At 72.4% G+C, this 25596-nt stretch carries 26 protein-coding genes and 1 pseudogene; 12 read left to right on the plus strand and 15 right to left on the minus strand.

The genetic code is table 11. From position 1 onward, the window contains the following. The first annotated feature begins 155 nt into the window (after positions 1-155). On the plus strand, positions 156-1565 hold the full coding sequence (gene radA / locus ACIG3E_RS03690; RefSeq protein ID WP_399610832.1) for a DNA repair protein RadA: 1410 nt from the start codon (positions 156-158) through the stop codon (positions 1563-1565). Between the two features lie 90 nt (positions 1566-1655). Next, positions 1656-2780, plus strand: coding sequence for a DNA integrity scanning diadenylate cyclase DisA (gene disA, locus ACIG3E_RS03695; RefSeq protein ID WP_138961136.1), 1125 nt, complete (start codon positions 1656-1658; stop codon positions 2778-2780). 72 nt (positions 2781-2852) lie between these two features. Here disA and ACIG3E_RS03700 read toward each other — a convergent pair whose 3' ends face one another. Beyond that, positions 2853-3686 carry a hypothetical protein gene (locus ACIG3E_RS03700; protein ID WP_399610835.1) on the minus strand — a complete coding sequence of 278 codons (834 nt, stop codon included), beginning with the start codon at positions 3684-3686 and terminating at the stop codon, positions 2853-2855. Positions 3687-3915: 229 nt separating this feature from the next. On the opposite strand from ACIG3E_RS03700, the pseudogene ACIG3E_RS03705 reads away from it, so the two are divergent. Then, positions 3916-4542: pseudogene (locus ACIG3E_RS03705) on the plus strand (phosphatase PAP2 family protein); the annotation flags it as partial. A 443-nt stretch (positions 4543-4985) separates the two neighbouring features. On the opposite strand, the gene ACIG3E_RS03710 reads toward ACIG3E_RS03705, so the two are convergent. Together ACIG3E_RS03710 and ACIG3E_RS03715 are read right to left on the minus strand one after the other, a co-directional pair. Continuing rightward, positions 4986-5672, minus strand: coding sequence for a response regulator (locus ACIG3E_RS03710; protein WP_399610838.1), 687 nt, complete (start codon positions 5670-5672; stop codon positions 4986-4988). Beyond that, positions 5669-7255: a sensor histidine kinase gene (locus ACIG3E_RS03715; RefSeq protein WP_399610840.1), complete on the minus strand. Its 1587-nt coding sequence runs from the start codon at positions 7253-7255 to the stop codon at positions 5669-5671. The genes ACIG3E_RS03710 and ACIG3E_RS03715 overlap by 4 nt, the downstream gene beginning before the upstream one ends. A 358-nt stretch (positions 7256-7613) precedes the next feature. Between ACIG3E_RS03715 and ACIG3E_RS03720 the strand changes: the two genes are divergently transcribed. The 5 genes from ACIG3E_RS03720 to cseC all read left to right on the plus strand — a co-directional run bounded on the left by ACIG3E_RS03720 (position 7614) and on the right by cseC (position 12291). Further along, on the plus strand, positions 7614-8546 hold the full coding sequence (locus tag ACIG3E_RS03720; protein ID WP_399610842.1) for an A/G-specific adenine glycosylase: 933 nt from the start codon (positions 7614-7616) through the stop codon (positions 8544-8546). A 255-nt stretch (positions 8547-8801) separates the two neighbouring features. Next, entirely contained in the window at positions 8802-9341 is a 540-nt protein-coding gene (locus tag ACIG3E_RS03725; protein ID WP_138961132.1) for a SigE family RNA polymerase sigma factor, read from the plus strand. Positions 9342-9427: 86 nt separating this feature from the next. Then, the gene (locus ACIG3E_RS03730) at positions 9428-10015 is read left to right on the plus strand and encodes a hypothetical protein (protein ID WP_399610844.1); all 588 of its coding nucleotides are present in this window, start codon (positions 9428-9430) and stop codon (positions 10013-10015) included. A gap of 87 nt (positions 10016-10102) precedes the next feature. Next, complete coding sequence (gene cseB / locus ACIG3E_RS03735; protein ID WP_399610846.1) at positions 10103-10816, plus strand: two-component system response regulator CseB; 714 nt, start codon at positions 10103-10105, stop codon at positions 10814-10816. 14 nt (positions 10817-10830) lie between these two features. Beyond that, positions 10831-12291, plus strand: a complete 1461-nt coding sequence (gene cseC, locus ACIG3E_RS03740; protein ID WP_399612138.1) for a two-component system sensor histidine kinase CseC — start codon at positions 10831-10833, stop codon at positions 12289-12291. Between the two features lie 10 nt (positions 12292-12301). On the opposite strand, the gene ACIG3E_RS03745 is transcribed toward cseC, so the two are convergent. From ACIG3E_RS03745 to ACIG3E_RS03755, 3 genes are all read right to left on the minus strand, one after another. Next, a complete protein-coding gene (locus ACIG3E_RS03745) occupies positions 12302-12745 on the minus strand; it encodes a VOC family protein (RefSeq protein ID WP_399610848.1) in 444 nt (147 codons plus the stop codon). Positions 12746-12802: 57 nt separating this feature from the next. Next, positions 12803-13252, minus strand: a complete 450-nt coding sequence (locus tag ACIG3E_RS03750; protein ID WP_399612140.1) for a helix-turn-helix transcriptional regulator — start codon at positions 13250-13252, stop codon at positions 12803-12805. Positions 13253-13431: 179 nt separating this feature from the next. After that, complete coding sequence (locus tag ACIG3E_RS03755; protein ID WP_399610851.1) at positions 13432-14991, minus strand: MDR family MFS transporter; 1560 nt, start codon at positions 14989-14991, stop codon at positions 13432-13434. A gap of 178 nt (positions 14992-15169) precedes the next feature. Between ACIG3E_RS03755 and ACIG3E_RS03760 the strand changes: the two genes are divergently transcribed. After that, positions 15170-15751, plus strand: a complete 582-nt coding sequence (locus ACIG3E_RS03760; RefSeq protein ID WP_399610853.1) for a TetR/AcrR family transcriptional regulator — start codon at positions 15170-15172, stop codon at positions 15749-15751. Positions 15752-15775: 24 nt separating this feature from the next. On the opposite strand, the gene ACIG3E_RS03765 is transcribed toward ACIG3E_RS03760, so the two are convergent. After that, a complete protein-coding gene (locus tag ACIG3E_RS03765; RefSeq protein ID WP_399610856.1) occupies positions 15776-16333 on the minus strand; it encodes a M23 family metallopeptidase in 558 nt (185 codons plus the stop codon). A 279-nt stretch (positions 16334-16612) separates the two neighbouring features. Between ACIG3E_RS03765 and ACIG3E_RS03770 the strand changes: the two genes are divergently transcribed. Together ACIG3E_RS03770 and ACIG3E_RS03775 are read left to right on the plus strand one after the other, a co-directional pair. Then, positions 16613-16828 (plus strand): hypothetical protein, encoded by a 216-nt coding sequence (locus tag ACIG3E_RS03770; protein ID WP_399610859.1) that lies wholly within the window; start codon positions 16613-16615, stop codon positions 16826-16828. A gap of 112 nt (positions 16829-16940) precedes the next feature. Then, positions 16941-17918, plus strand: a complete 978-nt coding sequence (locus tag ACIG3E_RS03775; protein WP_399610861.1) for a PDDEXK nuclease domain-containing protein — start codon at positions 16941-16943, stop codon at positions 17916-17918. Between the two features lie 97 nt (positions 17919-18015). Here the strand turns inward: ACIG3E_RS03775 and ACIG3E_RS03780 are convergent, their stop codons facing one another. Continuing rightward, on the minus strand, positions 18016-20541 hold the full coding sequence (locus ACIG3E_RS03780) for an ATP-dependent Clp protease ATP-binding subunit (RefSeq protein WP_366794232.1): 2526 nt from the start codon (positions 20539-20541) through the stop codon (positions 18016-18018). A gap of 465 nt (positions 20542-21006) precedes the next feature. Here ACIG3E_RS03780 and ACIG3E_RS03785 point away from each other — a divergent pair, with 465 nt between their 5' ends. Further along, positions 21007-21663 carry an SCO3374 family protein gene (locus ACIG3E_RS03785; RefSeq protein ID WP_399610863.1) on the plus strand — a complete coding sequence of 219 codons (657 nt, stop codon included), beginning with the start codon at positions 21007-21009 and terminating at the stop codon, positions 21661-21663. On the opposite strand, the gene ACIG3E_RS03790 is transcribed toward ACIG3E_RS03785, so the two are convergent. From ACIG3E_RS03790 to ACIG3E_RS03820, 7 genes are all read right to left on the minus strand, one after another. Further along, on the minus strand, positions 21642-21977 hold the full coding sequence (locus ACIG3E_RS03790) for an Lsr2 family protein (protein ID WP_030679881.1): 336 nt from the start codon (positions 21975-21977) through the stop codon (positions 21642-21644). The two genes, ACIG3E_RS03785 and ACIG3E_RS03790, sit on opposite strands and share 22 nt — an antisense overlap. 224 nt (positions 21978-22201) lie before the next feature. Further along, entirely contained in the window at positions 22202-22795 is a 594-nt protein-coding gene (locus tag ACIG3E_RS03795) for an amino-acid N-acetyltransferase (protein ID WP_399610866.1), read from the minus strand. 9 nt (positions 22796-22804) lie between these two features. Beyond that, entirely contained in the window at positions 22805-23239 is a 435-nt protein-coding gene (locus ACIG3E_RS03800; RefSeq protein WP_399610869.1) for a BlaI/MecI/CopY family transcriptional regulator, read from the minus strand. A 165-nt stretch (positions 23240-23404) separates the two neighbouring features. Beyond that, positions 23405-23584 (minus strand): hypothetical protein, encoded by a 180-nt coding sequence (locus ACIG3E_RS03805; protein WP_399610871.1) that lies wholly within the window; start codon positions 23582-23584, stop codon positions 23405-23407. Positions 23585-23597: 13 nt separating this feature from the next. Then, a complete protein-coding gene (locus ACIG3E_RS03810; RefSeq protein ID WP_399610874.1) occupies positions 23598-24263 on the minus strand; it encodes a hypothetical protein in 666 nt (221 codons plus the stop codon). 175 nt (positions 24264-24438) lie between these two features. Further along, positions 24439-24702 carry a hypothetical protein gene (locus tag ACIG3E_RS03815; RefSeq protein ID WP_399610876.1) on the minus strand — a complete coding sequence of 88 codons (264 nt, stop codon included), beginning with the start codon at positions 24700-24702 and terminating at the stop codon, positions 24439-24441. 87 nt (positions 24703-24789) lie between these two features. Beyond that, positions 24790-25596, minus strand: coding sequence for a type III pantothenate kinase (locus ACIG3E_RS03820; RefSeq protein WP_138961121.1), 807 nt, complete (start codon positions 25594-25596; stop codon positions 24790-24792).

Consider the following 25596-nt stretch of genomic DNA (forward strand, 5'->3'; position numbering starts at 1 on the left):
GGGGACAGGAAGGCACGATTCCGTTGTCTGTTCGAGCCATGCCGCGTCGGAGGGGCGCAATGGTGGGCCCTGGCGGGCCGGGGTGGCCCCCGGTGGCGCGGCCTGGCGGGCAGGGACCGGGGGCGTTGTCAGTGGCTGCCGCTACGGTTCGTCCCATGGCTGCCCGTACGAAAACCGCCAAGGACCGTCCGTCCTACCGCTGCACCGAATGCGGCTGGCAGACGGCCAAATGGCTCGGCCGCTGCCCCGAGTGCCAGGCCTGGGGCACGGTCGAGGAGTACGGCGCGCCCGCGGTGCGCACCACCACGCCCGGCCGCGTCACCACCTCCGCCCTGCCCATCGGCCAGGTCGACGGCCGCCAGGCCACCGCGCGCTCCACCGGCGTCCCCGAGCTCGACCGCGTCCTCGGCGGCGGCCTGGTGCCCGGCGCCGTGGTGCTGCTCGCGGGCGAGCCCGGCGTCGGCAAGTCCACGCTGCTGCTCGACGTCGCGGCGAAGGCGGCCACGGACGACCACCGCACGCTCTATGTGACCGGCGAGGAGTCGGCCAGCCAGGTCCGGCTGCGCGCCGACCGCATCGGCGCGCTCGCCGACGACCTGTATCTGGCGGCGGAGACCGACCTGGCCGCGGTCCTCGGCCACTTGGACGCGGTGAAGCCCTCGCTGCTGGTCCTGGACTCGGTGCAGACGGTCGCGTCCCCGGAGATCGACGGCGCGCCCGGCGGCATGGCGCAGGTCCGCGAGGTCGCCGGGGCCCTCATCCGCGCCTCCAAGGAGCGCGGCATGTCCACGCTCCTGGTCGGCCACGTCACCAAGGACGGCGCGATCGCGGGCCCCCGCCTCCTGGAGCACCTCGTGGACGTGGTGCTGCACTTCGAGGGCGACCGGCACGCGCGCCTGCGCCTGGTCCGCGGCGTCAAGAACAGATACGGGGCGACGGACGAGGTCGGCTGCTTCGAGCTGCACGACGAGGGCATCGTCGGGCTCGCCGACCCCAGCGGCCTGTTCCTCACCCGCCGCGCCGAGCCCGTGCCCGGCACCTGTCTGACGGTGACCCTGGAGGGCCGCCGCCCGCTGGTCGCCGAGGTCCAGGCGCTCACCGTGGACTCCCAGATCCCCTCGCCGCGCCGCACCACGTCGGGCCTGGAGACGTCCCGGGTGTCGATGATGCTGGCCGTTCTGGAGCAGCGCGGCCGCATCAGCGCCCTCGGCAAGCGCGACATCTACAGCGCGACGGTCGGCGGCGTGAAGCTGTCCGAGCCCGCCGCCGACCTCGCCGTGGCGCTCGCGCTCGCCTCCGCCGCCAGCGACACCCCGCTGCCGAAGAACCTGGTCGCGATCGGTGAGGTGGGCCTCGCGGGCGAGGTCAGACGGGTCACCGGGGTGCAGCGCAGACTGGCCGAGGCACACCGCCTGGGCTTCACGCACGCGCTCGTACCGGCCGACCCCGGGAAGGTCCCGGCCGGTATGAAGGTCACCGAAGTCGCCGACATGGGCGACGCGCTGCGCGTCCTTCCGAGATCGCGTCGCCGAGAGGCCCCACGGGAGGAGGAGGACCGCCGGTAGACTTTGCCCTGGTCTCGCCCGTCCGTACGAACGCACGCGTGCGGCAGAGGGTCGGCCGAGCCTCGGACAACCTGCGACCGGAGGAGTGCAGTGGCAGCCAACGACCGGGCAGCGGTTCCCGGGAAGCCCGGTGGCGGCTCCGGCGCCGACGGGCTGATGCGCGCCTCGTTGAGCGCGGTCGCGCCGGGCACGGCCCTGCGGGACGGCCTGGAGCGCATCCTGCGGGGCAACACGGGCGGGCTCATCGTCCTCGGCTCCGACAAGACCGTCGAGTCGATGTGCACGGGCGGATTCGTCCTGGACGTCGAGTTCACCGCGACGCGCCTGCGCGAGCTGTGCAAGCTCGACGGCGGCATCGTGCTCTCCTCGGACCTGTCGAAGATCCTGCGGGCGGGCGTCCAGCTGGTGCCGGACCCGACGATCCCCACGGAGGAGACGGGCACGCGGCACCGCACGGCGGACCGCGTGAGCAAGCAGGTCGGCTTCCCCGTCGTGTCCGTGTCCCAGTCGATGCGCCTGGTCGCGCTCTACGTGGACGGGCAGCGCCGGGTCCTGGAGGACTCGGCGGCGATCCTGTCACGTGCCAACCAGGCCCTCGCCACCCTGGAGCGCTACAAGCTCCGCCTCGACGAGGTCGCGGGCACGCTCTCCGCCCTGGAGATCGAGGACCTGGTGACCGTGCGGGACGTCACCGCCGTCGCGCAGCGCCTCGAAATGGTGCGCCGCATCGCCACCGAGATCGCCGAGTACGTGGTGGAGCTGGGCACCGACGGCCGCCTCCTCGCCCTCCAGCTCGACGAGTTGATCGCGGGCGTGGAGCCCGAGCGCGAGCTCGTCGTCCGGGACTACGTTCCCGAGCCCACGGCCAAGCGCTCGCGCACCGTCGACGAGGCACTGGCCGAGCTGGACTCCCTGACCCACGCCGAGCTCCTGGAACTGTCCACCGTGGCCCGCGCGTTGGGCTACACGGGCTCGCCCGAGACCCTCGACTCCGCCGTCTCGCCGCGCGGCTTCCGCCTCCTGGCGAAGGTGCCCCGGCTGCCCGGCGCCATCATCGAGCGCCTGGTGGAGCACTTCGGCGGCCTCCAGAAGCTGCTGGCCGCGAGCGTCGACGACCTCCAGACCGTGGACGGCGTCGGCGAGGCCCGGGCGCGCAGCGTGCGCGAGGGGCTTTCGCGGCTCGCGGAGTCCTCGATCCTGGAGCGGTACGTCTAGCCTCCCGCGGCACCCTCGGGCGAGCCCGTGCGGCCAGGGCCCAGCAGCGCCGGGCCGCCACGGGCGGGCAGGTCAGTCGGCCGTCAGGACGAAGGACGCGCGGTCCGAACCGAGGGCCTCGGACTTGGCCTCCACCAGATAGGTGTCGGGCTTCGCCGTGCCGGGCGGAGGCGTGGCGCACTGGGGCGCGCTGGCCTTCAGGTCCCACTCGACGACGTGCGAGACCCGGCCGCCACCGGGCACCCGGAAGAGCAGGCTCGTACCGCCCGCGGCGGGGCAGTCGTCGGACGACCAGATCTCGTCGCCCGAGCCGGACTGAGTGATCGTCAGGACCGTGCCCTTGGCGCCGAGATCGACCTTGCAGGCCTTGCCGCCGGTGTTCACCGCGGTCAGCTCCAGCTTCGGCTTCTGCCCGGTCTCGTACTCGTTCCGCAGGCTGCGCAGCTTCAACTTCACGGCGCCCGGCGCGCAGTTGGGGAGCGTCGAGCCCGCCGGGAGCCGGTTGCCGGAGCCGCCGCCGCCCTTCGCGCCGTCGTCGGATCCGGAACCGGCGCCGCCGGAGTCCTCGCCCGCGCCGCCGCCGGAGCCGGAGTCCCCGCCGCCGCCCGAACCGCCGGATCCGCCAGAGCCACCGGATCCACCGGCACCGCCGGAGCCCTCCGACTCGTCACGCCCGCCCGGGTGTTCGCTGATCGCGGGGCCCGAGCCGGAGGGGCCCGGCGTGATGGACGTCGCGGGGCCGTTGCCCGACGGCCCGTCAGCACCGGTCTTCCCGCCGCCCCCGCCCGAGGCGAGGGCCCAGATGACGAGGAGCAAGAGGAGTCCGAGCACGGACAGCAGAACGGCCCTCCGGCGCCAGTAGATGGAGGAGGGAAGCGGCCCGATCGGATTGCGCAGAGATCCCACGCCCAAACCTTACGAGAGAACGGCGGGTTCTCTGGCCCCACCCGCCGCCCGGGTCCACAACTTTTGCGGATCATCATCACGGTTCCGGCCACGCGCACCGCCCCGCACCCGCCCCGCACCCGGCCTGACGCCCCGCTCGCGCCCCGCCCCCTCCCTGTCTTTCGTCAGGTCGGATATCGGTCCATCGCTGGATGTGACGATTCGAGATCCCTACGTACGGTCCGTAATCATGGACACCATGGATTCCTCCGGCCTTTACCGCGACATCACCGAGTTCGCCCATGACACCCCCGGCTGGGTGCAGCACATCGCCGAGGTGTGGACGGAACTCGGCCTGCTGCTCTTCGGCGCGCTGTTCGTCGTCGCCTGGTGGCGGGCCCGGCGCGGGGACTCGCGCGCGTTCGCGGTGGCGGTCCTGGCCCCCCTGGGCACGGCGCTCGCGTATGTGATCAGCGAGGCGGTGAAGTCCGTGGTGGACGAGGAACGGCCGTGCCGGGCCGTGAAGGGCGCGCTCACGCCGCTCGTCGAGTGCCCGCCGCACGGCGACTGGTCCTTCCCCAGCAACCACTCCACGATCGCGGGCGCCGCCGCCGTCGGCCTCGCGCTCGCCTGGCCGCGCATCGCCGCCTTCACGCTGCCGATGGCGGTCCTCATGGCCTTCTCGCGGGTCTTCGTGGGCGTGCACTACCCGCACGACGTGGCCGTCGGCCTGGTGCTCGGCGCGGTCGTCGCGTTCCTCGTGGTGCGGCTCGCCACGCGCCCCGTGGCGCGGGTCGCGGAGACGATGCGGGGGTCGCGCGCGGCGCTCGTCACCTGGTTCGCGGGCCCCGGCCCGGCCGCGGCGCACGCCTCGGGGCGGTCGGCCGCGCCCGCCCCCGCGTACGCGGCGTCCACGTCGTACGACACGCCCTCGCCCTACGGCGCTTCGTCGGCGTACGACGCGTCGCCGACGTACGCGCCCTACTCGCCGTACGCCGACGGCGCACAGGCGGCGCCGCACGCGGCAGCGCACTCCGACACCACCCACGCCCCGTACGGTGACAGCACGCACGCCCCCTACGGCGACGCGACCCCGTACCCGTACGGCAACGGCACGCAGGCCCCGCACGACCCGCGGGCCCCCTACGGGGACGCGGCGTACCCGGCGCAGGGCGCGGGCCCCTACGTGCCGCGCCCCCAGCAGGGCGACTACCAGCACAGCGACTACCAGCAGGGCGGCTACTACCAGGGCGACCGCCAGCAGCCCCCGACGCACCGCCCCTGAGGCACCGCCCCTGAGGCACCGGCCCCGTGGCCGGGTCAGCCGGGGGCGCCCGGGGTGGTCCGCGCGCCGTCGTCCGCGACGAGCCCCGCCTCGTACGCGACGATCGCCGCCTGGACGCGGTTCTTGACCTCGAGCCGGTCGAGGACCGCGCTCACATACGCCTTGACCGTGCCCTCGACGAGGTGCAGGCGCGCGGCGATCTCCGGGTTGGACAGGCCCGCCCCCACCAGGCCAAGGACCTCGCGCTCGCGCGGGGTCAGCGCGGCCACGCGCGTGCGGGCGGCCGACTCGCGGCCGATGCGCCGCCCGCCGAGCCCGTCGATGACGTAGCGGGCCACCTTCGGCGACAGGAACGCGGCGCCGCCCGCCACCGCCCGTACGCCCGCGATGAGTTCGTGCGGGTCCCCCGACTTCAGCAGGAAGCCGGTGGCGCCGCCGCCGAGCGCGCGGGCGACGTACGCGTCCTCGGAGAACGTCGTCAGCATCGCGACCGCCGTCCCCGGCAGCGTCCGTACGATCTCCTCGCCCGCGGCGAGCCCGTCGAGGCGGGGCATGCGGATGTCGAGGAGCGCCACGTCGGGGCGGTGCGCCTGGGCCAGTTCGATCGCCTCCCGGCCGTCGGCGGCCTCGGCGACGACCTCGATGCCGTCGCCCGCGGTGAGGATGGCCCGCACCCCCGCGCGGATCATCGCCTCGTCGTCGGCCAGGAGTACGCGGATCACCGCCGCCCCCCGTCGCCGTCCTCGGCTGCCGTACCGGCCTTGGGGATCACTGTCTTGTCCACGAGCTTTCCGTTCTCGAAGCAGAGCCTGAAGTGCGCTGAGGAGGTGAAGAGTTGACCGCTGGCACGGTAGTAGCGGCAGTCGGCGCCCGGGGGCGGCGGGCTCGGCGCCCGGTCCACGGGCGGGTCGCTCACGCCGCGCTCCGGCAGCACGGCCGCGACGTCGGCCTGCGCGGCGCCCACGCGCAGCGCCGCGAAGTCGGCGGGCCGCAGCACGGAGTGCGTCTTCGTGTACGCGTACCAGCCGAAGGTCCCGGCGATCAGCACGGCGCCGGTCGCGGCGGCGGCCCCGAAGGCGAGCACGGTGCAGCGCCGGGCGTGCGCGAGCGTCCCGGAGGGCAGCGGCACGGAGTCCGCGGGGAGGGTGTCCGCGGGGGCGAGGTCCGCGGGGGCCGTCACCGCGGCGCCCGCGTCCGCCGGGATCACCGCGCGCACCCGGAAGCCCCCGGCGTGCGCCCCCGCGTCGAGGTCGCCGCCCAGGGCCGCCAGCCTGGTGTGCAGGTCCGCGAGGCCGGAGCCGCCGCCGGGCGGTGAACCGGGCTCCCGGGGCGCGCCGTTGGTGACCGTGATCGTCGTACGGGCGTCCGCGCGGGTCGCCGCGACGGTGACGGGGGCGCCGGGCGCGTACTTCGCCGCGTTGGTCAGGGCCTCCTGGACCACGCGGTAGGCGAGGCGCTCCGCCGGGCCCGGCTCCTCGGCGCCGTCCGCGACGTACCGCACCTCGAGGCCCGACTCGCCCGCGCGCGCCACCAGTTGCGCCACCGTCTCGCCGGGCGGCGCGAGCGGGGCGGGCTCGTCGCCCTCGTCCCGCAGTACGCCGATGATCTCGCGCAGCCGGTCCGTGGCGTCGGCCGCGGCGACGCGCAGGTCGCGGGCCGCCACGCGATGGTGTTCCGGCAGGTCGGCGGCCAGCTGGAGGGCGCCCGCGCGCACCGCGATCAGGCTCAGCTCGTGGCCCAGCGAGTCGTGCATGTCCTGCGCGATGCGGGCCCGCTCCCGCAGCCGGGCCCGGTCGGCGACGATCCGCTGCTCGCGCTCCAGCTGGTCGGCGCGGGCGAGCGCGGCGGCGGTCAGGGCGCGGCTCTGCCGCAGGTAGCGGCCCGCGAGCCAGGGGAAGACCGCGCCGAACAGGAGCGTGGCCATGAGCACCAGCCACTCGACGACCGGGTCGACGTCGCGCACCACCACCTTGGCGGTGCCCGCCGCCGCGACCGCCGCGAACGCCAGGAGCGCGGGCCTGGCCCGCGGGCCGTGCCTGCCGAGCAGGAACGCGAAGACGGCCAGGGCCATGCCGTACGAGACCGTGAACAGGGAGGGGGCGGTGGCCTCGCCGGGGGCCGCGGCGAGCAGGAACGCGAGGGTGGGGCGGCGGCGCCAGATCGCGGCGGCCGCGGCGAGGGCGGCGAGGCCGCCGAGCTGTTGCCAGGCCGTGCGGGGTTCGTTCAGGCCGATCGCGTCGGCCGTCGCGGCGGGGGTGGCCAGGGCCAGCCACAGCAGGGCGTCCACGGGGCGTCGGGTTCTCACGCCCTCGACGCTACGTGCCTGCGGCCGCGCCTGTACCTGCCGATCGACAGGGGCTCCTCTCCCCCCGCCCACCCGCCCTTCCACCACGCCCGTCCTCGCGTCGTCCTCGCCGCCCGTCACCGCACCGCGCTACCGCGCTCGTCCTCAAACGCCGGACGGGCTGGAGGGAGCCCGCCAGGGTGGGGCCGGGCTCCAGCCCGTAAAGGGCGGGCGGGTGGGGGAAAGAGCTGGCGCGCAGCCGTGCGCGGGGTGGGGCCCGCCCGGGGGAAGAGCCCGGCGGAGGCTGGGGTTCAGCGCGCTGCACAGCGTGCCGTGCCGTTGGCCCGGGCCCCGCCCCCTCCGTGGCAGGATCGTGGGCATGCCGACCGCACTCGCCGCCGACCGAGCCGACAGCCGAGCCGCAGAGGGGCCCTCGTCCCACGGCAGGCTCCACTCCCCCGTCATCGCCTGGTTCGAGGCACACGCGCGTGACCTGCCCTGGCGTCGTCCGGACGCCGGGCCCTGGGGGGTCATGGTCAGCGAGTTCATGCTCCAGCAGACGCCCGTCGCCCGGGTCCTGCCCGTGTACGAGCAGTGGGTCGCCCGCTGGCCACGCCCGGCCGACCTGGCCAAGGAGGCGCCCGGTGAGGCCGTGCGCGCCTGGGGGCGGCTCGGCTATCCGCGCCGCGCGCTGCGCCTGCACGGGGCGGCCGTCGCCATAACGGAGCGCCACGGCGGCGACGTACCGACGCAGCACGCGCAGCTGCTCGCGCTGCCCGGCATCGGCGAGTACACGGCGGCGGCCGTCGCGTCCTTCGCGTACGGGCAGCGGCACGCCGTGCTCGACACGAACGTGCGGCGTGTGTTCGCGCGGGCCGTGACCGGCGTGCAGTACCCGCCGAACGCCACCACCGCCGCCGAGCGCAAGCTCGCCCGCGCGCTGCTGCCCGAGGACGAGGCGACCGCCGCGCGCTGGGCCGCCGCGTCCATGGAGCTCGGCGCGCTGGTGTGCACCGCCAAGAACGAGGACTGCGGGCGCTGCCCGATCGCCGCGCACTGCGCGTGGCTCACGGCGGGCAAGCCCGCGCACAAGGGCCCCGCGCGCCGCGGCCAGACGTACGCCGGTACGGACCGCCAGGTGCGCGGCAAGCTGCTCGCGGTGCTCCGCGAGGCCGTGACGCCGGTGCCGCAGTCGGCGCTCGACCGGGTGTGGGACGAGCCGGTGCAGCGGGCCCGCGCCCTGGACGGGCTCGTCGCCGACGGTCTGGTGGAACCGCTGCCGGACGGCTGCTACCGGCTGCCGCTGACCTGAGACCGGCCGCCCCGGGGACCGCCGCACGGCGTCCGTCACACGTCCCCAGCGACAAATCGGGCAACCTCTCCCACATGGAGCTGCGGATTTACGTCTGGCCTACTTCTGTTACACAACCGACGTACAGCCGTGCGTCCGCCGCTGGCTGCTCCGCACAGCGCCGTGACAACGCCTCCGTAACTTCGTTCCCGTACCGCACAGACAAGGGATCGCGGTCAGCGAACCGGGGACGAACGGGAACGGAGGCGGTTGGGAATGGCGCACGGCGAGGTGCTCGAGTTCGAAGAGTACGTCCGCACTCGGCAGGACGCCCTGCTGCGCAGCGCCCGACGGCTCGTCCCGGACCCCGTGGACGCCCAGGACCTGCTGCAGACGGCGCTCGTGCGGACGTACGGCCGCTGGGACGGCATAGCCGACAAGCGGCTCGCGGACGCCTATCTGCGCCGCGTCATGATCAACACGCGGACCGAGTGGTGGCGTGCCCGCAAGCTCGAAGAGGTGCCGACCGAGCAGCTGCCGGACGCCTCCGTGGACGACTCCACCGAGCAGCACGCGGACCGCGCCCTGCTGATGGACATCATGAAGGTACTCGCCCCCAAGCAGCGCAGCGTCGTCGTGCTGCGACACTGGGAGCAGATGTCCACCGAGGAGACGGCCGCCGCGCTCGGCATGTCGGCCGGGACGGTCAAGAGCACGCTGCACCGGGCGCTCGCCCGGCTCCGCCAGGAGCTGGAGAGCCGCGACCTGGACGCCCGCGTGTTCGAACGTGAGGAGCGGGAGCGTTGCGCGGCCTGAGTGCCCGGGCCACCCGAACCGGCCGGACCGGTCGGGCGGGACAGGACAGACGAACGAGTGCGAGTCCGAAGGCGGGGAGTGCGGCGGTGGCCGTGCTCGCCGCCCTCGGGCTTTCGCTTGCCGTGACGAGTTGCTCCACGGGCGGCTCCGGCACCCGTGACGAGGGCCCGGCGCGCACCGGTGCCGTGGCCTCGGCCTCCCCCTCGGAGTCGCCGTCCCCCGCCCCCAAGAACGTCGACGCGGTCCAGCTCGTGAAGAACGACCCGAAGGTCAGCCTCGCCGTGAAGCGGGACCTGAAGCCGTGCGCCGAGGACGAGTACCCGGTGGACGTCTCGTACGGCAACCTGACCGGAGCAGCGTCGTCCGACGTCGTCGTGAACGTGCTGACCTGTGGCGACGCCGTGGGCATCGGAAGTTACGTGTATCGCCCCGACGGCAAGAAGTACGAGAATGTCTTCGTCGACGAGCAGCCTCCCGTCTACGCCGAGATCGACCGTGGCGACCTGGTCGTCAGCAAGCAGCTGTACGGCAAGGACGGCTCGGTGGCGGAGCCCACGGGCGAGGACGTCATCACGTACCGCTGGGCGACGGACCACTTCACCGAGCGGGGCCGCGTCCGCAACAACTACAGCAGCGCGGTGGGCGGCGAGCCCACCCCTTCGAGCGACAACTGAGCCACGCCCGCCGCACGACCCGAGACCCACCCGGACCGGACAGTGACCACCCCGACCGCCCTGACCACATCGAACTGAGAGCACCCGATGGCAGAACACACCCATGTCCTGTTCGTCGAGGACGACGACGTCATCCGCGAAGCCACGCAGCTCGCCCTGGAGCGCGACGGCTTCGAGGTCACCGCCATGCCCGACGGGCTGCTCGGCCTGGAGGCGTTCCGGGCCAAGCGGCCCGACATCGCGCTGCTCGACGTGATGGTGCCCGGCATGGACGGCGTCTCGCTGTGCCGCCGCATCCGCGAGGAGTCCACGGTCCCGGTCATCATGCTGTCGGCCCGGGCCGACTCCATCGACGTCGTCCTCGGCCTGGAGGCGGGCGCCGACGACTACGTGACCAAGCCGTTCGACGGCGCCGTCCTGGTCGCCCGCATCCGCGCGGTCCTGCGCCGCTTCGGGCACGCCAGCGGCTCCGCCGCGGGGGCGCCCGCGGCCCAGGACCAGGGTCCCGGGGACGGCGGGGTGCTGACCTTCGGCGACCTGGAGATCGACACCGAGGGCATGGAGGTGCGCCGCGGCGGCCAGCCGGTCGCCCTGACGCCGACGGAGATGCGGCTGCTCCTTGAGTTCTCCTCCGCCCCGGGCACCGTCCTGTCCCGCGACAAGCTCCTCGAACGCGTCTGGGACTATGGCTGGGGCGGCGACACGCGCGTCGTCGACGTCCATGTGCAGCGGCTGCGCACGAAGGTCGGCCAGGACCGCATCGAGACGGTCCGCGGCTTCGGCTACAAGCTCAAGGCGTGAGCTTGCGGGACGCGATACGAGGCGCTGCGCGCCGGGTCCGCCGCAGCGGTGCCCGCGCGGCGGTCCAGGGGGCGGACATGAGCGGAGCGGCACGGCGCGGGCGGGACGGCCACACCGGCTTCCGCGGCCTGCGGGACCGGCTCCTTGACCTGGTCGGGACGCGGCTGCGGACCGGCGTGCGGTGGAAGATCGCCACCGCCATCGGCTTCGTCGGCGCGCTGATCGCGGTCGCACTCAGCCTCGTCGTGCACAACGCCGCCCGGGTGTCCATGCTCGACAACGCGCGCGACCTCCAGGACGAGCGCGTCCAGATCGCCCAGCGCAACTACGAGACGCGCGGCACCACCAGCGCCATCTACGGCACCAAGATCGACGACCCGGAGCTGCCGAAGGAGCTGCGCCGCCAGGTCCTCAAGGGGCGCCGCGCCACCTACGTCCAGGAGCGCGGCGAGGGCGCGCCCGACATCTGGGCGGCCGTGCCGCTCAGCAACGGCCACGTCCTCTCGGTGCACACCCGCTTCACCGACCGCAGCGCCACCATCATGAAGGACCTCGACCAGGCCCTGGTCATCGGCTCCATCTCGGTCGTCTTCGGCGGCTGCGCGGTCGGCGTGCTCGTCGGCGGCCAGATGGCGCGCCGGTTGCGCAAGGCGGCGACGGCCGCGCGCGAGGTCGCGCAGGGCCAGACCGAGGTGTCCGTACGGGACGCCATCGGCGGCGTCGTACGCGACGAGACCGACGAGCTCGCGCGGGCCGTGGACGCCATGGCCGACGCGCTCAAGCAGCGCCTTGAGGCCGAGCGCCGGGTGACCGCCGACATCGCGCACGAGCTGCGCACGCCGGTGACCGGGCTGCTCACGGCGGCCGAGCTGCTGCCGCCGGGCCGTCCCACGGAGCTGGTCAAGGACCGCGCGCAGGCGATGCGCACGCTCGTCGAGGACGTCCTGGAGGTGGCCCGGCTCGACTCCGCCTCGGAGCGGGCCGAGCTGCAGGACATCCTGCTCGGCGAGTTCGTGAGCCGCCGGATGGCCACGCTGCCCGTCGAGGTGACGGTGACCGTGGTGCACGAGTCGGAGGTCACCACCGACCCGCGCCGTCTGGAGCGCATCCTGTACAACCTGGTCACCAACGCCGCCAAGCACGGCAAGCCGCCGATCGAGGTGAGCGTGGAGGGCCGCGTGGTGCGGGTGCGCGACCACGGCCCCGGCTTCCCCGAGGCGCTGCTCGCCGAGGGCCCGAGCCGCTTCCGCACCGGCTCCGCGGACCGCGCGGGCCGCGGCCACGGCCTGGGCCTGACCATCGCGGCGGGCCAGGCGCGGGTGCTCGGCGCCCGGCTGACCTTCCGCAACGTGCGCCCGCCCGGGGAGTCCACGGACGGGCCCGCGGAGGGGGCGGTGGCGGTCCTGTGGCTGCCCGAGCACGCGCCGACGAACACGGGCAGCTACCCGATGCTCCAGCTGCCGGACCTCGACTGAGGGCGGGGGCTCAGCAGCCCCAGTCCTTGTCGAGGTCGAGGTCGCCCTCGCGCGGCTGGGTGAACGAGAACCAGTTCCCGGAGTCGTCGCGGAAGATCGCCTCGATGCCGTACGGGCGCTCCTGGGGCTCCTGGAGGAACTCGACGCCGCGGGCCTTGAGCTTCTCGTAGTCCCCGTGGATGTCGTCGGTGCTCAGGGCCGCGCCGAGGGTGCCCTTGCCGACCAGCTTGCGCAGCGCGTCGGCGGACTCGGCGTCCATGCCCGCCCCGCCCGGCGCCATCAGGGCGATCATGACCTCGGGCTGGTCCTTGGCGCCCACGGTGAGGAAGCGCATGCCGCCCTCGCCGAGGGTCATGTCGGTGCGGACCTCCAGGCCGAGCTTCTGCGTGTAGAACTCCTTGGCCCGGTCCTGGTCGAGGACCCAGACGGTGGAGATGGCGAGTCCCTTGATCATGGTGTGCTCCTGGGTACGAGGGGTGTCCTTGCCCGGCCACCGTAGGCAGCGGCCCGCTCAGCCTGCTTCTTGAGAATTGCGGTCTTCCCCGGCCTCGGGCGCCAGGGCGTCCGGGCGGCCGGAGCGGCCCGGGAAGCCGCCCGCCCACAGCAGCGCGTAGCACCCCGGTATGAGCGCGGAGCCGCGGCCCAGGTGCTTGCGCCGGTACGCGCTGGGGGTGAGGCCCGTGTGGCGCTTGAACGTGGACGAGAACGTGCCGACGCTGGTGAAGCCGACCAGCACGCACACCTCCGTGACCGCCAGGTCGGCCGAGCGCAGCATGTCCTCGGCCCGCTCGATGCGGCGCCGCGACAGGTACTGGCCCGGGGTCTCGCCGTACGTCTCCTTGAAGGCGCGCAGGAAGTGGTAGCGGGAGTACCCGGCGTGCGCGGCCACCGCGGCCAGGTCGAGGTCGGGATCGGCCCAGTCACGGTCCATCGCGTCCTTCGCCAGGCGCAGCTGCCGCAGTCTCTCCACCCGTCCGATGCTGGCACGCGCCACTGACAACGGCCTCCGGGCACGGCCACGGCCCCCGGCGCGACCGCGCCGGGGGCCGTGGTGGGCCGGGGTGCGGGGCGGCCGCTCGGACGGCTCGGTGACCGTCGCTCCCGCCCCGCGCGCGGAGTCCCCTTCCGCGCTCCCGGCTGCTACTGGTCGGCGGGGGCCGCGGGGGCCGACCCCCGCAGCGGCGTCTCCCGCACGAACACCGCGGCGCACAGCGCGGCCAGGGCCATCACGGAGCCGAGGACGAAGGCGGCGTGCGTCCCGGACGACACCGCGTGCTGGTAGGCGCCGCGCACCACGTCCGGCAGCTTGGCGAGGCTCGCCGCGTCGAGCTGCGCGGACTGCTCGGTGACCTTGCCGCCCGCGGCCCCGGCCCGCTCGGCCATCTCGTCCTGCACCCGGTTGTTGAACAGCGCGCCCATGACGGCGACGCCGAAGGACGAGCCGAGCGTGCGGAACAGCGTGGCCGAGGAGGACGCGACGCCCATGTCCTTCATCTCGACGCTGTTCTGCGCGACGAGCATGGTGATCTGCATCAGGCAGCCCATGCCCGCGCCGAGGACCGCCATGTAGATCCCGGAGGTCAGCCGGGAGGTCTCGGTGTCCATCTGGGCCAGCAGGACGAGGCCCACGCCCATCAGGACGCTGCCGGCGATGGGGAAGAGCTTGTACTTGCCGGTGGAGGTGGTGACGCGGCCCGCGACCATCGAGACGGCCATCATGGCGAGCAGCATCGGCATGAGCAGCAGGCCGGAGTTGGTGGCCGAGGCGCCCTGCACGGCCTGCTGGTACAGCGGCAGGAAGAGCATCGCGCCGAACATCACGAAGCCGGACAGGAAGCCGATCACGGCCATCAGCGTGAAGTTGCGGCTGCGGAAGATCCGCAGCGGCATGATCGGCTCGGCCGCCTTCTGCTGGACGAAGTAGAAGCCGACGAGCGCGGCGACGCCGAGGCCGATGAGCTCCATGATCACGGCCGAGCCCCAGGCGTACTCGGTGCCGCCCCAGGTGGTCACCAGGACGAAGGACGTGATGCCGACGGTGAGCAGCGCCGCGCCCAGGTAGTCGATGCGCCCGCTGGCCTGCTTCTTCGGCAGGTGCAGCACGGCGCTCACCATGAACAGGGCGACGACGCCGAGCGGCAGGTTGATGTAGAAGGCCCAGCGCCAGCCGAGGTGGTCGGTGAGGGTGCCGCCGACGAGCGGGCCGCCGATCATCGCGACCGCCATGACGCCGGTCATCATGCCCATGTACTTGCCGCGCTCACGGGGCGGCACCAGCTCGCCGATGATCGCCATGACGCCGACCATCAGACCGCCCGCGCCGAGCCCCTGGATCGCGCGGAAGCCGATGAGCTGCCCCATGTCCTGGGCCAGGCCGCTGAGCGCGGAGCCGATCAGGAAGATCACGATGGAGGTGAGGAAGGCGCCCTTGCGCCCGTACATGTCGCCGAGCTTGCCCCAGATCGGGGTGGAGGCGGCGGTGGCGAGGGTGTATGCGGTGACGACCCACGACAGGTGCTCCAGGCCGCCGAGGTCACCGACGATCGTCGGCATCGCGGGGCTCACGATCATGTTGTCGAGCATCGCGAGGAGGATCGCGACCATCAGCGCGAAGACCACCACCCGCACGCTCCGCTGGGGTGGCTCCTGCGCCGCCCGTTGCTCCTTGCTGCCCGGCTCTACTGCTACGGCACTCGCCATGTCGCTCCCCGCTCGCCAGCTACTTACTTGCCGCCCGGCAAGTTGACTACACTGAGGGAAGGTAGACCCCCGACTAGCCGGGCGTCAAGTAAGTTAGCTAGCCGGGCGTCAAGCAAGTCCCAAGGGGCCGTAAAGAGCGGTGCTCCCTCGGGTGGAGAAGGAGTGCGAGGATCGCCCCATGGGCACAGGGAAGCAGCAGCGCCGCGGTGACACCCGCCAGCGCATCCAGGACGTAGCACTCGAACTGTTCGCCGAGCAGGGGTACGAGAAGACGTCGCTGCGGGAGATCGCCGAGCGTCTCGAGGTCACGAAGGCGGCGCTGTACTACCACTTCAAGACCAAGGAAGACATCCTCACCAGCATCTTCGAGGACGTGACCCGCCCGATCGACGAGCTGATCGACTGGGGCAGGCAGCAGCCCCGCACGCTCGACACCAAGCGCGCGATCCTCACGCGCTACAGCGAGATCCTCACGGACGCCGCCCCGCTCTTCCGCTTCATGCAGGAGAACCAGGCGACGATGCGCGACCTGAAGACCGGCGAGAGCTTCAAGGACCGCATGCTCGCGCTCCTGGACATCCTCAGGGACGACGATCCGGCGACGCCGATGACCGCGCAGGTGCGCTGCTTCAGCGCACTGTTCACCATGCACGGCGGGATGTTCGTGCTCAAGGACGCCGAAGGCGACCCCGAGGAGAAGCGGAAAGCCATCCTCGAGGTCGCCATCGACTTGGTGACCCAGGCGCACGACGGCGCCTGAGTCAGAGCGTGCGCGCGGAGGGGATCACACGCGCACGCCCTGCTTGCGCAGGAAGGAGACCGGGTCGACGGCCGAGCCGTAGTTCGGCGTCGTGCGGATCTCGAAGTGCAGGTGGGGGCCGCTGGAGTTGCCCGTGTTGCCGGAGAGGGCGATGCGCTGGCCACCGGCGACGGCCTGGCCGACGCGCACCTCGACGCGGGAGAGGTGCGCGTACTGCGAGTACGTGCCGTTGGCGTGCTTGATGACGATGGCGTTGCCGTACGCGGGCCCGTCACCGGCGCCGTTCGGGCCCGCCTTCACGACGGTCCCGGCGTGCACGGACTTGACCACGGTGCCGCTCGGGACGGCGAAGTCCTGGCCGGAGTGCTTGTGGGCCCACCTGCTGCCGCCCAGGCCGAAGGTCGCGGAGAGGCGGTAGCGGTCGACCGGGTCCTGCCAGGACGGGGCGGCCGGGGCCTTCGCGGCGGCGCCCGCCACGCCCGCTCCGAGCGCCGTCACCGCGCCGACGCCGACGGCGACGACGGCCGCGCGGACGCGGCGGGACGGACGGCCGGAAGGGTGGGACTTCGAGCGCTTCGACATGGGGACCTCCGGGGCGGGCGGCACACGGGGTGCCGGGCACGGGCCGCGGGGGCGCGGCTCGCACGCTGGGGACGTACAAGACAAGAACGGCAAAGCGAATCCGGCACGCTTGGGGGTGCGTGCCGGATGGCCATCCCTTGGTAACCCCCAGCCCGCCCGGCGCCCAAAACGCGCTTCTACTAGGAGCGGCCGTAGCCCGGGGGGCGGGTTGCGGGCCGAAAGTCCCTGCCACGACGCCGAAGGGCACCACTACCCGTCCTCGTATGTGACGTATGCCCTGTGCCCCATGTCACCGCCGCCAAGATCCACCACCGGCGGGATGTGACCGGCGCTACCCCCGGCGCCGCCCTGATGGACAAACCCGCCGGAGCTGCGCACCAGGTGGGACTGGGCCTCGCGGCGCTCGCCGCCCCGCGTCCGACACTGACCCGCGTCGTGACGCACGCCAAGCGGGCACACGGCCTGGAGGCCCTGCCCGCCCGCCATGGCCCATGAGCCGCCTCGCCCTGCCCCGTCGGAAGCCGAACTCCCAAACCACCCCCACACGTTCGGATGACCCCACAGGGTTCCCGCCCCTGTAAAGCACCCGCTGCGTCAGCCTCGCCCCATGCACAAGTACGAAGATCTGCTGACCGAAGCGAAGGCCACGGCGGAGGGGGCCCGCCTCCGCACCCGGAGGGCCGTGAACGCCGAACTGGTCGAGATGTACTGGCGGATCGGCAAGCTGATCCTGGCCCGCCAGACAGAGGACGGCTGGGGCACCGGCATCGTGGCCCGGCTCGCCACGGACCTCCGGGGCGCCTTCCCCCGGCAGCGGATCTTCTCGTACCGGAACCTCGTGCAGACCCCGAAGATGGCGCACACCTGGCCCGCGCTCATCACCCAGCGCCCCGTCGCGCAGCTCCCCTGGAGCCACATCACGGTGCTGCTCGACAAGTTGCACACCCGCGCGGAGCGGGACTTCTACGCGACCGAGGCCGTGCGCAACGGCTGGTCGCGGGCGCAGCTGAACCTGGCCATCCGCCAGCGCCTGCACCTCCCGCAGCGCGGCACCCCGCCGCTCCCCGACGACGTGACCCTGCCCGCGGGCTCCCCCGCCCTCGCCGAACTCGCCCGCGACCCCTACCGCCTGGACTTCCTGCGCCTGGACGACCAGCGCCCGGCCGACCCCACGTACGAGGAGTCGATCGCCAACCGGATGGTCCGCGTCCTCACCGGCCTCGGCAGCGGCTTCGCCTTCGTCGGCTGCCGCTACCCCGTCCTCGCCGGTGACCAGTACCACCGCGTGGACCTGCTCTTCTACCACCTCACCCTGCGCCGCTACGTGGCCTGCGCACTCGGTACGACCACCACGCGCCCCACCCACCTCACCCGCCTGGACGCCCAGGTGCGGGCGGTGGACGAGCTGGTCCGCGACCCCGACCGGGACGCCCCCACCATCGGCGTCCTCATCGAGACGAGCAGCGGCCAGGCCACCTACACCTCGCTCCCGCCGCGCGGCCGCCAGCTCCTGCCCACGGAGGAGGACCTGGCCCGCGTCCTGCGCGAGGCCATCGCCCCGGCCGACGCCACCCCACATCTCTGAGCCGACGCCGGGGGCTCGACGGCCCCAGCCGGAAAAGGGGCTGCCCCGGACCGTACGAAACGGTCCGGGGCAGCCCCGTCAGCGCGCTCCCGAAGAGCTACGCCTCCTTGCTCAGGTTCGGCCCCGAGCCACCGGCGGCCGACTCGATCGGCGGCACGTCCGGCAGTGCGGCCTTCTCCTCGCCACGGAAGGTGAACGTGGCGCTCTCGCCCTCGCCCTCCGTGTCGACGACCACGATGTGGCCCGGACGCAGCTCACCGAAGAGGATCTTCTCGGAGAGCGTGTCCTCGACCTCGCGCTGGATGGTGCGGCGCAGCGGCCGGGCACCCAGGACGGGGTCGTAGCCCTTCTTGGCGAGGAGCTCCTTGGCGGACTGGGAGAGCTCGATGCCCATGTCCCGGTCCTTCAGGCGCTCGTCCACCTTGCTGATCATGAGGTCGACGATCTGGAGGATGTCGTCCTGGGTCAGCTGCGGGAAGACGACGACGTCGTCCACGCGGTTGAGGAACTCGGGGCGGAAGTGCTGCTTGAGCTCGTCCGAGACCTTGTTCTTCATGCGCTCGTAGTTGGTCTTCTTGTCGCCCGAGGCCGCGAAGCCCAGGTTGAAGCCCTTGGAGATGTCCCGGGTGCCGAGGTTGGTCGTCATGATGATGACCGTGTTCTTGAAGTCCACGACCCGGCCCTGGGAGTCGGTCAGGCGACCGTCCTCCAGGATCTGGAGCAGCGAGTTGAAGATGTCCGGGTGGGCCTTCTCGACCTCGTCGAAGAGGACGACGGAGAACGGCTTGCGGCGGACCTTCTCGGTCAGCTGGCCGCCCTCCTCGTAGCCCACGTAGCCGGGGGGCGAGCCGAAGAGCCGCGACACCGTGTGCTTCTCGCTGAACTCCGACATGTCGAGGGAGATCAGCGCGTCCTCGTCACCGAAGAGGAACTCGGCGAGGGCCTTGGACAGCTCGGTCTTACCAACGCCGGACGGGCCCGCGAAGATGAACGAGCCGCCGGGGCGCTTCGGGTCCTTCAGACCGGCGCGCGTACGCCGGATCGCCTTCGAGAGCGCCTTGACGGCGTCCTTCTGGCCGATGACGCGCTTGTGGAGCTCGTCCTCCATGCGGAGCAGACGGGAGGACTCCTCCTCCGTCAGCTTGAAGACCGGGATGCCGGTGGCCGTGGCGAGGACCTCGGCGATCAGCTCGCCGTCGACCTCGGCGACGACGTCCATGTCGCCGGCCTTCCACTCCTTCTCGCGCTTGGCCTTCGCGGCGAGGAGCTGCTTCTCCTTGTCGCGCAGGGACGCGGCCTTCTCGAAGTCCTGGGAGTCGATCGCCGACTCCTTGTCCCGGCGCACGCCCGCGATCTTCTCGTCGAACTCGCGGAGGTCCGGCGGCGCGGTCATCCGGCGGATGCGCATCCGGGAACCGGCCTCGTCGATCAGGTCGATCGCCTTGTCCGGCAGGAAGCGGTCCGAGATGTACCGGTCGGCGAGGGTGGCCGCCTGCACGAGGGCCTCGTCCGTGATGGAGACGCGGTGGTGGGCCTCGTAGCGGTCGCGCAGACCCTTGAGGATCTCGATGGTGTGCGGAAGGGACGGCTCCGCGACCTGGATCGGCTGGAAGCGGCGCTCCAGGGCCGCGTCCTTCTCCAGGTGCTTGCGGTACTCGTCCAGGGTGGTCGCACCGATGGTCTGGAGCTCGCCACGGGCCAGCATCGGCTTGAGGATGCTCGCCGCGTCGATGGCGCCCTCGGCGGCACCCGCACCCACGAGCGTGTGCAGCTCGTCGATGAACAGGATGATGTCGCCGCGGGTGCGGATCTCCTTGAGGACCTTCTTCAGGCGCTCCTCGAAGTCACCGCGGTAGCGGGATCCGGCGACCAGGGCGCCGAGGTCAAGGGTGTAGAGGTGCTTGTCCTTGAGCGTCTCGGGCACCTCGCCCTTGACGATGGCCTGCGCGAGCCCCTCGACGACGGCGGTCTTGCCGACGCCGGGCTCACCGATCAGGACCGGGTTGTTCTTCGTGCGGCGGGACAGCACCTGCATGACCCGCTCGATCTCCTTCTCGCGCCCGATGACCGGGTCGAGCTTGGACTCACGAGCGGCCTGGGTGAGGTTCCGGCCGAACTGGTCGAGGACCAGGGACGTGGAGGGCGTGCCCTCGGCAGGACCGCCGGCGGTGGCGGTCTCCTTGCCCTGGTAGCCGGAGAGCAGCTGGATGACCTGCTGCCGCACCCGGTTGAGATCGGCACCCAGCTTGACCAGGACCTGGGCGGCGACGCCCTCGCCCTCGCGGATCAGGCCGAGCAGGATGTGCTCCGTGCCGATGTAGTTGTGGCCCAGCTGAAGGGCCTCGCGGAGCGACAGCTCCAGGACCTTCTTGGCACGGGGGGTGAAGGGGATGTGGCCGGACGGGGCCTGCTGGCCCTGGCCGATGATCTCCTCCACCTGCTGGCGGACCGCCTCGAGCGAAATCCCGAGGCTCTCCAGGGCCTTAGCGGCGACACCCTCACCCTCGTGGATCAGGCCCAGGAGGATGTGCTCGGTGCCGATGTAGTTGTGGTTGAGCATCCGGGCTTCTTCCTGAGCCAGGACGACAACCCGCCGCGCGCGGTCGGTGAACCTCTCGAACATCGTTAATCGCTCCTCAGAGCGGTCAGGCAGTAAGGGGTCGGTCCCCTCCCTGTCCTTCCGCAGCTTAGTCCCGCAAGCGGGGACCGCTCATTCCAACTGCCGACACCGGTCGGATCACCCTCACTACGGTAGGGAACGCTTCCTGACTCATACGCCGACACATGCTCCAACCTGATGGTGCGAGACGATGTTCCCGCAGGCCAGGCAGTTACCCTCGCCATCAGTACGCCGATGGCGAACGTGAGACGCCTGAACACCGCGTGTCGCCCCTCCCCACTAGGGATGTCTTACCCGTATGCACGGACACTCCATGCGGCGCACACCGGTTCCCTCCGCTACGGGCGAACACCCTTGCGCCGGGGAGCGCCCTGACACGCCCCCACTTTCGCCACCGTACGCAACCGGGGCACCACCGTGCGTGACATTCGCCGTAACTCCCGTACGCCTCGGGCGGTTGCTCCTGGCATGGCCCTTCCCAGCGTTCCGCACCCCAGGCCGCCCGCCGAACCGCGTACCCGGCGCGCGGGGGCGCTGCGGGACGACCCGGTGCGGCGGTGGTACGAGCGGGAGCTCGGCTGGCCGGTGCGCTCCGGGACGGGGCCAGGGGCCGCCCTCCGCCTGGTGACGGGGGTGCGCTTCGACGTCCTTCAGCTGCCGGCCGAGGCGGGCTTCGCCGCGCTGCGCCACCTGGGCCCGAAGGCGCCCGTGGCCCTGCACGGCGGGACGATGCGGCTCCTGGTGGCCGCGGGCAGCGCCGACGAGTTGCCGGGGCTGCTCGACTGGCTGGAGTGGGGAGGCGTCCCCCTGGACCTCACGGCGATCGGCACGGGCGGCCTGATCGACGCTCCGACGCCGCCGGGCCTGCCCGGCTCACGAGGGGCCGCCGTGTGGCTGCGCCCCCCGGAGCCCGGACACGACGTGGAAGCCGCGCTGCCGTCGCTCACGACTCTGGCGGCCCTGGCGCCACGGGCGGCGGCGCGGGCCCTGGACGGCAGCGGAACCGACCCCCATTCCGGCTCCGCCGCGGGCTCCGATCTCGTACGGCTCGTGGACACGGCGGCGACACAGTGCCACCGGGTCCGCTTGCGGCGTGCGAGCAATCAGCCGTTGGCCTTCTCGTAGGCCTCGCGGATGGACGCGGGGACGCGGCCGCGGTCGTTGACCTCGAAGCCGTTCTCCTTCGCCCAGGCGCGGATCTGCGCGGTGTCCTGGCTCTGGCTCGCCGCCGGGGCGCGCCCCTTGCCACGACCGCTCGCGCGGCCTCCGGTACGCCGACCGCCCTTGAGGTACGGCTCGAGGAGTCCGCGGAGCTTGTCTGCGTTGGCGGTGGTGAGATCGATCTCGTAGCTCTTGCCGTCGAGGGCGAACGTCACGGTCTCGTCCGCCTCGCCGCCGTCGAGGTCATCGACAAGAAGGACCTGAACCTTCTGTGCCACCGGATTTCCTTTCATCGATAACTTCAGGGCCGGGCCCCGCGGCCTGAGCCGCCGATTCGCCGCCCCCTGTTATATGCAGCACTGCAGTACGTCGGAAAGCAAACCGCTTTTCCTGGAAAAACACAAACCCCTGGGAGAGACCGGCTCCACGAGATCCCGGGAAACATGCGCGTTTCGGACATAGGGCACCGGGCTTGTGACAGCCCGGAATAGTCCCGTCACGATCACAGATGCAGAAGCATCCGGCTGTTGCCCAAGGTGTTCGGTTTCACTCGTTCGAGGCCCAGGAACTCCGCTACGCCCTCGTCATAGGAACGAAGGAGCTCCGTGTAGACATCCGTGTCGACGGTATCGGCGGGCGTCTCGCCGATCTCCACGAAGCCGTGCTTGGCGAAGAAGTCGACTTCGAAGGTGAGGCAGAAAACGCGCCGGACACCGAGCCAGCGCGCGGTCTCCAGCAACTTACCGAGCAGCAGATGCCCCACGCCCGCGCCCTTGACCTGAGGATTCACCGCGAGGGTACGGACTTCGGCCAGGTCTTCCCACATCACGTGCAGGGCCCCGCAGCCGACCACCGCGCCCGCTTTGCCGTTGCCGCCGCCGCGTTCCGCGACCCAGAACTCCTGGATGTCCTCGTAAAGCGTGACGGTCGCTTTGTCGAGCAGGACACCCCGGCGGGCGTACGAGTCGAGCAGCGACCGCACGGCGGGCACATCCGTGGTGCGCGCCCTGCGTACGGAGACGGCATTTGGCGTGGAGTCGCTGAGCGGCGGGACTTCGGCACGCTCCGCGGGGAGTTCGTCGGGCTCGGCTGGCATGGGCGGACGCTATCGCCCGGTCGCGCGGTCCGGCCCGTCGGGGTTCTCGGGGTTCGCCTGGTTCGCCGGGCTCGCGGGGCTCTCATGGGATTCGACCATGCGGACCGCGTCACTGAGGGCTTCCCGCTGCTGCGGCGACATCATGCCGAAGAACGCGACGAGAGCGGCCGCCGGGTTGTCGCTCTGCGACCAGGCTTCGTTCATGAGTGCGGCCGAGTAGGCGGCACGCGTGGAGACCGCCTCATATCGATAGGCGCGGCCTTCCGCTTCGCGGCGTACCCAGCCCTTCTGATGGAGATTGTCCAGAACGGTCATCACCGTGGTGTACGCGATCGACCGTTCCTGTTGCAGGTCTTCCAGGACTTCTCGAACGGTCACGGGGCGGTTCCACTTCCACACCCGCGTCATCACTGCGTCTTCGAGTTCTCCCAAGGGGCGAGGCACAGCAGAACAATAGTGGGCGAAGTGACCCAAGTCACTGAAGCCGCGAAGCACGGGGCAGGCAGGATGTGCGGCCCATAACGCCGATTTTCATGACAAAAAGGGCGTACGGTCCGATGAGAAGGGGTGGACCGTACGCCGCTGGAGGGTCGGGCAGGAGCGCCTCGGTCAGGCGCCGCCCGCCTCCGGGGACTGCCGGACGGACTCGGCGCGGGCGAGCGCCGCGTCGACGGCGGCGTCCTCCTTCGCCTTGTTGGCGCCGCCCTGCGTCTTGACGATCGTCACGATGAGGCGGATGAAGAACACGGCCATCACTACGGGGGGCACGAGCGCGAAGACGTATTCCATGCCCCTAGCGTAGCTAGCCCGCCGCGAGCCGCTGCGACGGGGCGGGGGGCCGCGCCGGGCGCTTGGGCGGGAACACCTCGGCCGGGGTGGGCACCGGGCGCGGCCGCTCGGGCGGGGCGGGGCGCTCGGCGGGCGGCTCGGGCCGGGGCGCGGGCTTGTCCCCGTCGGCGGCACGGCCGCCGGGCAGGGCCAGGAGCCGGGTGCGGGACTGCGGCACGAGGGGCCGGGGCGGGGGCGCGGTGCGACCGTCCGCCGCCCGGGCCTCGCTCGCCGCCGCGAGGCGGGCGCGCAGGGCCCGTTCGGCGAGGCCCTCGCAGCGGGCGAGCAGGGCGGCCGCGCGCGGGGTGCCGCGCAGGGCGCGCAGCGCGGCGAGGTCGTCGGGGGCGGGCCGGTAGCCGGTGGCGAGCACGTCCTCCAGGAGCTCCAGGTAGCCGGCGGCGGTGCCGGGGAGCGCCGCCCGGTAGCGCGCGAGGTCGGCCACCAGGAAGGCGCGCAGCCGTGCGCCTTCGCGCACCGTCTCGTCGATGTCGTCGGCGAGGCGCACGCAGTCCTGCACGGCCTGGTCGTCGAGGGCGTGAGCGGTACTGGGGTGCAGGGCGAGGGCCAGGGCGCGGCGGAGCACGCGCAGCTCCTGGGCGCCGAAGGCCATGCCGCCCCGGGATCCGTATGGCGTGGGCATGGGGTGACGATACGCGCGCAAAGGACAAAATCGTCTTAACTCACCCGTTTGCGCGACACGAGCCTGCGGCCGCGCTTGTTCGGGTGCTGGGCTCTGTCTTCCCAGGGTGGGCACAGCGCCGAGGCGCCGCGCAAGCGGCGAGGCAGGGCCCCGCCGAAGCCGGAGCGGCCTATTCCTAGCGGCGCCGCGTCGTGGCGAAGGCGACCGCGCCCACGCCGAGGGCCGCCGCCCCGGCGGCCGCGGCCCAGGGCAGCACCCCCGCGCCGGTCTCGGCCATTCGGCCGTCCGTGCGGGGCCCGGAGGGCGCGGAGGGCTCGACCGTGGACAGGGCGGGCCTAGGCGGCGGCTCCTGTGCCGAGGCGGGCGCGGCGGCCGTCAGCGTCGCCACCGCCAGGGCCGCTGTCGCACCCCACCGCCTCTTGCGTTTCCCACGTCCCATGCCCATCAGGCACCCAGCCCCCACACCCGCTCAGAAACCCTCCCTGGGGAGACTCCACGCGGCGGTTGCGGGTTGCCTGAGGGGACGTCAAGTACGCGACACGTTCCGCTCGTAGACCAGACGGAGGCCGATCAGCGTGAGCCACGGCTCGTGCTCGTCGATGACCGACGCCTCGCCGAGCACCATGGGCGCGAGCCCGCCGGTGGCGATGACCGTGACGTCGCCGGGCTCCCCGTGCGGGCCCGCGAGCTCGCGGGCCATCCGCCGTACGACGCCGTCGACCTGGCCCGCGAAGCCGTACAGGATGCCCGCCTGCATGGCCTCCACGGTGTTCTTGCCGATGACGCTGCGCGGCCGGGCCAGCTCGATCTTGCGCAGCTGCGCGCCGCGTACGCCGAGGGCCTCCACGGAGATCTCGATGCCGGGGGCGATGACGCCGCCCGCGTACTCCCCGCGCGCGGAGACCGCGTCGAACGTCGTCGCCGTACCGAAGTCCACGACGATCGCGGGGCCTCCGTAGAGCTCGACCGCCGCGACCGCGTTGATGATGCGGTCGGCGCCGACCTCCTTGGGGTTGTCCATGAGGATGGGGACGCCGGTCTTGATGCCGGGCTCCACGAGGACGGCCGGGACGTCGCCGTAGTAGCGGCGGGTGACCTCGCGGAGCTCGTGCAGGACGGACGGGACCGTGGAGCAGATCGCGATGCCGTCGATGCCGTCGCCCAGCTCCTCGCCGAGCAGGGGGTGCATGCCCATCAGGCCGTTGAGGAGCACCGCCAGTTCGTCGGCGGTGCGCCGGGCGTCGGTGGAGATGCGCCAGTGCTCGACGATGTCCTCGCCGTCGAAGAGCCCGAGGACGGTGTGGGTGTTGCCGACGTCGATCGTGAGCAGCAT

Source organism: Streptomyces sp. NPDC053474 (assembly GCF_044544845.1).
GTDB lineage: Bacteria > Actinomycetota > Actinomycetes > Streptomycetales > Streptomycetaceae > Streptomyces.